This is a genomic window from Nitratireductor sp. CH_MIT9313-5 (assembly GCF_037029545.1).
Classification (GTDB): domain Bacteria; phylum Pseudomonadota; class Alphaproteobacteria; order Rhizobiales; family Rhizobiaceae; genus Chelativorans.
This window is the reverse complement of record NZ_JAYMER010000016.1, coordinates 1-6,730: the sequence shown is the minus strand read 5'-3', so window position 1 is coordinate 6,730 and position 6,730 is coordinate 1. Positions and strand designations below refer to the sequence as shown.

The following is a 6,730-nucleotide window of genomic DNA, read 5'->3' as shown; positions in this document are numbered from 1 at the left end:
TCATCCGTGGCAAGAAACACAGGACGACGATCCCGGACAAGTCCCGGCCATGCCCGCTGGACAAGGTGAACCGTCAGTTCAAGGACCCGGCGCCGAACATGTTGTGGGTCAGCGATTTCACCTATGTCGCCACCTGGCAGGGCTTCGTTCACGTGGCCTTCGTCATCGATGCCTTTGCGCGTCGCATAGTGGGATGGCGGGTCAGTCGAACGGCCCATGCCGGGTTTGTTCTCGACGCCCTCGAACAGGCCGTTCATCAGCGGCAACCTGGGTCGGGCCTGGTTCATCATTCGGATCGCGGGTCGCAATATCTGTCCATTCGCTACACCGAGCGTCTGGCCGAAGCGGGGATTGAACCGTCCGTCGGCAGCGTCGGCGACAGCTACGACAATGCCCTGGCCGAGACGATCAACGGACTGTTCAAAGCCGAGGTCATCCATCGGCGTGGGCCATGGCGCAATTTCGATGCCGTGGAATACGCCACACTCGAATGGGCCGACTGGTTCAACAACCGCCGCCTGCTGGAACCCATCGGAAACATTCCCCCAGTAGAGGCCGAAGCAAACTACTACGCGGCTCTGGAAAGATCAGACATGGCCGCGTAACTAAGATCAATCAGCCTCCGGTAAACCCGGCGCGGTTCAGGAAGGATTGGTTACTAAAGCGGGCCAGCTTGGCCTCACCTGTGGCCTTATTAGCTGAAAATGCAATGAAAGAGCTAATGCTGTTATCGGATACGGCAGCCTTGCGCCCCCAATCTTGACGAAGGAGCAGGCTTTGCGACTTATCGTAAGCAGCCGTCTCCTGCGGCCACTTATACCCCTTTAGCGACCGCTTCGCCTCCTCGCCGCCGGGGCCCGGCACGACGATCTTGAGGTGATCGTCCGGCGCCGCGCTGGCGAACGCGCGCCGAAACTGGCGGCACAAGACATGTCGGCCCCGTCGAACGGGATACTAGCGAACCGATACGGATGACGACGGCGCGCCGAGAAGCGCTTCGTGCAGCATGCGGATCGGCTTTGTATTGGCGAGCGATGCCTTGCACATGAGCTCGATGTCGAGTGACCACAGTCCCTCCGCGGGGCTGAACGAAACCAGCCCTTCGCGTTCGGCTCTCGGGACGATCATCGAGCTCACGATCGCATAGTAGTCCGTCGCCGCGAGGATGCCGAACATGACCGTCAGCGACGTCGTTTGCACGATCGGGCGAAGCTGGTCGGCGCGGGATCCGAAAACATGCCGCGACTTTTTCTCGAACTCGCGGTCCTCGACAAACCCGACCCGGCCGTAGCCGCCCAGATCGTCGCGCGTGATCTTTCCCTGCTTCTCCAGCGGATGCCCGCGGCGGCAGATGACGGCCATGCCCGTCGTGTAGAGTGGATAGGCGGCGAAACGATCCGGGAGGGGCACCTCCGGGAGAGCCGTGACGACCACATCGAAGTTTTCGCGCATCAGCCCGTCCACCAAATGGTTTGAGATGCCTGTCTCCACCGAAATCTCCACTTTCGGAAACCGCTGATGGAATTCGGCCAGGATCGGCGGGAAGGTGCTGACAGCAAGGACCGGCCCGACACCGATGCGAATGCGGCCGCCCATGGATTCGTGAACGTCGCGCACGTCCAGTTCGGCAAAGCGCGCCTCCTGGTCGATTGCCCGCGCATGCCTGAAGAGCGCCCGGCCGGCGTTGGTCGGCTCGAGACCGGTGTGCGTCCTCACAAACAGCTCCGTGCCGAGATCGTCTTCCAGAACCTTGAGGCTCTTCGTCAGCGCGGGCTGGCTGATCCCCTTCCTCTCGGCGGCCACATGCATGTTCCGCGCCTCGTACAAGGCCAGGAAATTCTCGAGATGGCGGGACACGAGCAGGCGCATATTGATAACTTTCGGATATCGTTGAGCGAGATATTCTCATTATCATTTATCGTCTGCATAAGCCAGTATCGCCGCAGGGAGGAGTAATGCGCACCATCTTTGTCTTGTTCGACTCGCTCAATCGCAGCGCGATGGGCGCCTATGGCGGCCAAGCCGTGCAGACGCCGAATTTCGACCGGTTTGCGGCCCGCGCCGTCAGCTTCGACCGGCACTATGTCGGGTCGTTGCCGTGTATGCCTGCACGGCGCGACATGCATGCGGGCCGCCTCAACTTCACGCACCGCTCGTGGGGTCCCTTGGAGCCGTTCGACAATTCCTTCGCCCAGATGATGAAGGACAACGGCGTCTATACGCATCTGGTGTCGGACCACCTGCATTACTTCGAGGACGGCGGACACGGGTTTCATACCCGTTTTTCGAGCTACGACTTCATTCGGGGCCAAGAATACGATCCCTGGGTCGCGATGGTGGAGCCGCCCGTCGACCGCATCCGCGCAAAATATGACGAGCGGCATTACGATGTGGGCGCGCGCGACAAGCGCATGCAGCACGCCATCAACCGCGAGACGATGACGACCGAGGAGAGCTTTCCCGGCCCGCGCTGTTTCGCCTCGGCCTTCGACTTCCTCGATCGCAACCGGCAGGCGGACGACTGGTTTCTGATGCTGGAATGCTTCGATCCGCACGAACCGTTCCACGCGCCGGATCGCTTCAAGGCAGCCTATGATTCGGGCTATGCCGGACGCATTCTCGACTGGCCGCACTACGAGCGCGTCGTCGAGAGCGAGGAGGAGATCGCCGAGATCCGCGCCAATTACGCGGCGCTCGTCGCCATGTGCGACGAGTATTTCGGCAGGCTGATCGATTATCTCGACGAACACGACATGTGGAAGGACACGTGCATCGTCCTGTCCACCGACCATGGCTTCCTGCTCTCCGAGCACGGGTGGTGGGGCAAATGCCGTATGCCCTACTACGAGGAAGTCTCGCACATTCCGCTGATCGTCCATCATCCGGATCTTGCGGGCCGTGCCGGCAGCCGCTGCGGCCAGCTGACCCAGACGATGGACCTGATGCCGACGTTTCTGGAGCTGTACGGCATCCCCGTGCCCGCGGAAGTCACGGGCCGCAGCATCCTCCCGGCACTCGCAGAAGACAGGCCGGTCAGGGACGCGGCGGTTTTCGGGGTCTTCTCTGGGCCGATCGGCGTCACCGACGGCCATCATGTGCTCTATCACTACCCGCCCGACATCACCCGCGAAGGCCTGGTGGAATACACGCTGGCGCCCGCGCACATGACTGCGCCCTTCACGGTGGACGAATTGCGGACCGCGCGCCTGGTGCCGCCATTCGACTTCACCAAGGGCGTGCCGGTGCTCGGCATCGACGCGACACGCGACGCCAAGCGCGTGCCGAACAATGACGGCCTCGGCTTCGGCGATCCGGGAACGCGTCTCTTCGATCTCGATGCCGATCCGCGTCAACAGTCTCCCGTCGAGAAGGCGGAGGTTTCCGCAGCTCTCTACGGCCATCTGGAGCGGGAACTCCGCATCCACGACACACCGGCGGAAGTCTACCGCTGGTACGACCTCAATTCGCAGACAACAAAGGGAGGAAGCGATGAGACAATTGCTGGGACTGACCGCAGCGATGATGCTGCTCGCAGGCAGCGCGCAGGCTGAATTTCCGGAGCGCAACATCGAGAACATCTACCCGTGGGGACCGGGCGCGACCATGGCGGCAAGCCAGGTGATCGCCGACGCCATGGGCGAGGAGCTCGGCGTCAACATCTCCGTCGTCTCGACGCCAGGAGCGGCGGGTACCAAGGCCTTCCAGACGGCGCTGGACAAGCCGGCGGACGGTTACACGATCTTCGACGGATACGTCGCCCCGCTCGTCCTGCAGCCGATGTTCGGCAATGCCGAGTGGACGTACGAGGACTTCACGCCGCTCTGGTCGGCCACCTCGAACAGCTTCGCGATCGTGGTCCGCAATGACGACGACCGGTTCCCCGATTTTCCGGCGCTCGTCGACTACATGAAGGAAAACCCGGGCGACCTGCGCTACTCGCCGGGCGTGACCGACGCGTTGCCGCACATGGTGGCGGCCAAGGTCATGCAGACTTCCGATGTCGTCGGCCAGGTCGTGCCGTATCCGGAGATCGACAACGCCATCAAGGATCTGCGCGGCGGCGTGCTGGATTTCATGGTCATCAATCCCGGTGTCTACAGGTCCAACAAGGATGACGTGCGGGTGCTTGCCGTTCTGTCGGAACTGGAAGGCGCGTCGGAGACCTATGACGGTGCGCCGCGTGTCCAAGATTTCGGCATCGAACTTGGCATGACCGGGCTTGCGCCGATGGGCTGGAACTGGTGGCTGGTCCGCAAGGACACGCCGGACGATGTCGTCGCCAAGCTTCAGGAGGCAATGGGCAATGCGCTGGCGCGCGACGACGTCAACCAGCGGCTGCTTGACATGGGCTATGTGCCGCTCGGCTATGGCCCCGACCAGTACGAGGAGATCGTCGCGCCGGTGGCCTCCGATCTCAAGTCGGGCATCGACGCGATCGCCTGGGAGAAGGAAAAGCTCGAGGAAACGAAGTAATCAAGGGCCGGGACGGCGGCAAACCAGCCGCCGTCCCTGTTCCCGGAGAACACCATGTCGAGGTTCCGTGCGCACGCGTTCGACTGGATCGCGTGGATCTTCTTTGCCTCAATTCCCGTCGTCATCTTCTGGCAGTCCGCCACATCGCTTGCCGAGCAAGGCGCGGCCTCCGGCGGGCCTCTCGACAATGCGGCCCTGTACCCGCGCGTGATCGCGGCACTGATGAGCGTCGCCGTCGCCATCCATGGCATACGCCTGCTTCTCGGACGCGTGCAGGGACAATCCGCGCTCGAGGTCGGCGTCGGCACCCGTCTCGGCATCGCTCTTGCGGCACTGTTTGTCGGCTACCTGCTGCTGCTTCCCCATGCCGGGTTTCACATCGCGACACCGGTCCTGTTGATCGTGATGACGCGCGCTCTGGGCCTTGGCATCGTGCCGGCGGTTCTGGGTAGCGTTGCGCTGTGGCTTGGGGCCTCTTTCGTCTTCGAGGGCCTGCTCAACGTCGTTTTGCCGGTCGGCATGTTCAACATCACCATGTTCAGCTGACGGGGCCGCATGTTCGAGTTGCTGCGCGAGGGGCTGCCCCTTTTCTTCAATCTGCAAGCATTGCTCCTGACGGCCCTTGGCATCGCCGGCGGGCTCGTCATCGGCGTTCTGCCTGGCCTCGGCCCGCTGATGGGCATCGTGCTTCTGCTGCCGCTGGCGTTCCATCTGCCGCCGATCGCCGCCATGGGCATGCTGATCGCCGTCTATATCGGTGGGTCTGCAGGCGGTTCCATCTCCTCGATCCTGCTGCGGATACCGGGCACGCCGCTCGCCGCGGCAACGCTCTTCGACGGATTTCCTATGGCGCAGAAAGGCCGCGCACAGGATGCCGTCGGACTGTCCATGACATCGTCGGCGCTCGGCGGCCTTTTTGCGGGCTTGATGCTCGTCTTCTTCTCGCCGCTGCTCGCCCAGTTCGCGCTGCGCTTCGCGCCCCCGGAATACTTCGCCATGGCAGTCCTGGGCGTGCTGACGATCGCGCTCGTGTCGGACGGATCGGCCTTGAAGGGACTGCTCGCCGGGGGCCTCGGCCTCTTCCTGTCGATGATCGGGACCGACGAGTTCACCAACGCGTACCGCTTCACCTTCGGCGATTTCCGCCTGTCGAGCGGGCCGCATCTGGTCGCCGTGGTCGTCGGGCTGTTTGCGCTGTCGGAGATCTTCTACCAGTTCGAGGCGGGCAACTATCTCGCCAAGCCGACCGTGCAGCGCCTGCGGGTGTCCTTCCACGCCCTTCGGCTCGTCATCGCGCACAAGTTCAATCTTCTGCGCTCGTCGATGATTGGAACATTCTTCGGGGCCATTCCCGGAGCGGGCGGCGATGTCAGCGCCTTCATTTCGTACGCGGCCGCCAAGCGGTTTGCCCGCGCCGACGAGAAGTACGGCGAGGGGGCGGAGGGCGGTGTCGTCGCGACCGAGGCGGCCAACAACGGCTGCTGCGGCGGCGCCCTCATCCCGACCCTGTCGCTGGGCATCCCGGGCGACGCCTCGACCGCCGTCCTCATGGGGGCGCTGATCCTGCTCGGGTTCTTCCCGGGGCCGGACCTTTTCCGCGACAGTCCCGAGGTCGCGGGCGGCATCTTCATCGCCTACATCATGTCGAACATCATGCTGCTCGTGCTCGGCGTTTTCCTCGCGCCGTTGTTCGGCTCCGTGTTGAAGGTTCGCAAGGCCTGGCTGCTACCCGCCGTCCTCCTCCTGTCGACGCTCGGCACCTATTCGCTGCAGAACTCGATCTTCGACCTCTGGGTGATGCTGACCTTCGGTATCGTCGGCTACGTGATGCGCCGCGCCGGCTACCCGCTCGCGCCGCTGATCATCGGGATGATCCTCGGCGGTATCATGGAGGCCAATCTGCGGCGGTCGCTGCTGATTTCGCGTGACGGTGTCGGGATCTTCTTCGAGAGGCCGATCTGCGCCACGATCCTGGCGATCGATCTGATCCTGCTCCTGTCAATCATCTACTCGATCGTAAGGGCGTCGAGGAAGGGAGCAAACGCAGGCGAAAAAGAGGGTCCGGAAATCGCGTAGCGGAAGGACGGCGAACTGCTGGCCTACTCTGCATTGCGGCCAATGTCCGAAGAAGAGGATCGACACCCGAAAGCCGCCTGCCAGCTTTCGGCCCCAACATGCGGATTGCTTCATCGCGCACCGTCTCATCCTGCCCAGCCAGATCGAGCAGAACAGAGGATGCGACACCATTCTGGATCAG

General features: G+C 62.9%; 7 protein-coding genes. 5 read left to right on the top strand and 2 right to left on the bottom strand.

The genetic code is table 11. The features are described from left to right. Positions 1 to 605: IS3 family transposase (locus tag WA367_RS12605; protein ID WP_336057135.1), on the top strand; the 605-nt coding region annotated here is incomplete at its 5' end. 10 nt (positions 606 to 615) lie between these two features. On the opposite strand, the gene WA367_RS12600 is transcribed toward WA367_RS12605, so the two are convergent. Together WA367_RS12600 and WA367_RS12595 are read right to left on the bottom strand one after the other, a co-directional pair. Beyond that, positions 616 to 927, bottom strand: coding sequence for a hypothetical protein (locus WA367_RS12600; protein WP_336057134.1), 312 nt, complete (start codon positions 925 to 927; stop codon positions 616 to 618). A gap of 27 nt (positions 928 to 954) precedes the next feature. Beyond that, positions 955 to 1,869, bottom strand: a complete 915-nt coding sequence (locus WA367_RS12595; protein WP_336057133.1) for a LysR family transcriptional regulator — start codon at positions 1,867 to 1,869, stop codon at positions 955 to 957. A gap of 86 nt (positions 1,870 to 1,955) precedes the next feature. Here WA367_RS12595 and WA367_RS12590 point away from each other — a divergent pair, with 86 nt between their 5' ends. Genes WA367_RS12590 through WA367_RS12575 form a run of 4 tightly spaced genes read left to right on the top strand, consistent with a single transcriptional unit; the run spans position 1,956 to position 6,549 of the window. Continuing rightward, a complete protein-coding gene (locus WA367_RS12590) occupies positions 1,956 to 3,551 on the top strand; it encodes a sulfatase (RefSeq protein ID WP_336057132.1) in 1,596 nt (531 codons plus the stop codon). Further along, a complete protein-coding gene (locus WA367_RS12585; RefSeq protein ID WP_336057131.1) occupies positions 3,490 to 4,473 on the top strand; it encodes a Bug family tripartite tricarboxylate transporter substrate binding protein in 984 nt (327 codons plus the stop codon). The genes WA367_RS12590 and WA367_RS12585 overlap by 62 nt, the downstream gene beginning before the upstream one ends. A 54-nt stretch (positions 4,474 to 4,527) precedes the next feature. Continuing rightward, positions 4,528 to 5,019 carry a tripartite tricarboxylate transporter TctB family protein gene (locus tag WA367_RS12580; RefSeq protein ID WP_336057130.1) on the top strand — a complete coding sequence of 164 codons (492 nt, stop codon included), beginning with the start codon at positions 4,528 to 4,530 and terminating at the stop codon, positions 5,017 to 5,019. Between the two features lie 9 nt (positions 5,020 to 5,028). After that, the gene (locus tag WA367_RS12575) at positions 5,029 to 6,549 is read left to right on the top strand and encodes a tripartite tricarboxylate transporter permease (RefSeq protein WP_336057129.1); all 1,521 of its coding nucleotides are present in this window, start codon (positions 5,029 to 5,031) and stop codon (positions 6,547 to 6,549) included. The last annotated feature ends 181 nt before the right edge of the window (positions 6,550 to 6,730 follow it).

What these genes read in the sequence shown, in the direction of transcription:
- WA367_RS12595 (WP_336057133.1), bottom strand. Translation starts at nt 1,869, where the DNA reads ATGCGCCTGCTCGTGTCCCGCCATCTCGAGAATTTCCTGGCCTTGTAC.
- WA367_RS12590 (WP_336057132.1), top strand. Translation starts at nt 1,956, where the DNA reads ATGCGCACCATCTTTGTCTTGTTCGACTCGCTCAATCGCAGCGCGATG.
- WA367_RS12585 (WP_336057131.1), top strand. Translation starts at nt 3,490, where the DNA reads ATGAGACAATTGCTGGGACTGACCGCAGCGATGATGCTGCTCGCAGGC.
- WA367_RS12580 (WP_336057130.1), top strand. Translation starts at nt 4,528, where the DNA reads ATGTCGAGGTTCCGTGCGCACGCGTTCGACTGGATCGCGTGGATCTTC.
- WA367_RS12575 (WP_336057129.1), top strand. Translation starts at nt 5,029, where the DNA reads ATGTTCGAGTTGCTGCGCGAGGGGCTGCCCCTTTTCTTCAATCTGCAA.